The 1,337-nt window shown below is 69.0% G+C and carries 1 protein-coding gene; it reads right to left on the reverse strand.

Going from position 1 to position 1,337, the window contains the following annotated elements; all coding sequences use genetic code 11:
- Positions 1 to 3 precede the first annotated feature (3 nt).
- Positions 4 to 1,062, reverse strand: coding sequence for a YveK family protein (locus tag UXQ13_RS23540; protein ID WP_336393096.1), 1,059 nt, complete (start codon positions 1,060 to 1,062; stop codon positions 4 to 6).
- Positions 1,063 to 1,337 lie beyond the last annotated feature (275 nt).

Genomic DNA, 1,337 nt, shown 5'->3' on the forward strand with positions numbered 1-1,337 from the left:
CAGCTAACGCGGGTTGGGGGGGGGGGGCCCGGCCGCGATGACCGAGAGACCGCCGTCGCCGTAGGGCTGGATGACGTCCTCTAGGCCGGCCGACCCGGTAAGGATGTTCGTCAGCCCAACGCCGCCGACCATGCCCAGGTAGCGGGTGACCCGGGGGCGGCGTAGGTCGGCCTCGATGACCGTGACGGTGCGGCCTGCCTCGGCCAGGGAGAGCGCCAGGTTGACCGCGAGGGTCGTCTTGCCCTCCGACGGCACGGCGCTCGACACCATGATGACCTTGGGCGGCTCGTCGACGTTGAGGAACTGCAGATTGGTGCGCAGCTGCCGGTAGCCCTCGGCGGTGCGACTCAGGCTGTTGCGCTCGATGGTGTGCTGGCTGGCCAAGTCGTCGTCGCGGAGGATGACGCCGATGACCGGCCCGCCGGCCAGCTCGGCCGCGTCCTCGGCGTCCTTGACCGTCCGGTCTAGGCGCACGCGGGCAATCGCGCCGGCAGCTCCGAGCAGCAAACCGACGAGCAGACCCAGGGCGACGTTGCGGAGCGTCTGCGGCGAGCTCGGCGCGGTCGGGAGGTCGGAGCGGTCGGTCACGGTCACCTTGACCGGCGACACGGCGTCGGCTCCGCTGGGAGTCTCGAGCTCCTCGACCATGGCGCTGAACTCAGTGCCGATTGACTCCGCGATCCGCTGCGCCTGCACCGCCGAGGGGTCTGTGACGGTGACGTTGAGCAGCACCGTGTCGGTCACCGCGGTCGCGGTGATGTGACCGGCAAGGGCGGATGGAGTCAGGTCGAGTTGCAGATCGTCGACGACGCGCGAAGCAAGCTCTTCCCCGGTCAGCAATTGGGCGTACGAGGTGACCCGCTGCTGGGAGAGCTGGCTGCCCTGGAACGCCTCGGCAGTCGTCACGGAGTCGGTGGCCGAGACGAACAGCTGGGTCTGCGAGCTGTAGAGCGGGGTCTGCAGGAGGCTCAGCCCGAGCGCGGCCAACGCCCCGACCAATGCACCGGCGACCACAAGCCACCAAGACGCCTTCAGCGCCTTCAGAACTTCCCTGAGTTCCACTACATCCCCGCTTCGTCGAACAGTCCGGCACCTCGTCGTGCTGTTCCAATGCAGCAGGACAGTAGGCGAGGACCTACACGAACACCTACGCCTCGGGCAACGGCGAACAGAGGCACAGGTCTGTCAGCCGGTGCGGACGGTGCCGGCGGCGAGCTGCTCCCGGTACCAGGCGACGGTGGCGGTGAGGCCTTCGTGCAGGCCGATCTGCGCGCGCCAGCCGAGGTCGTGGATGGTGGAGACGTCCAGCAGCTTGCGGGGGGTGCCGTCGGGCTTGG

The sequence above is a fragment of the Klenkia terrae genome (genome assembly GCF_037083865.1).
GTDB lineage: Bacteria > Actinomycetota > Actinomycetes > Mycobacteriales > Geodermatophilaceae > Klenkia > Klenkia terrae.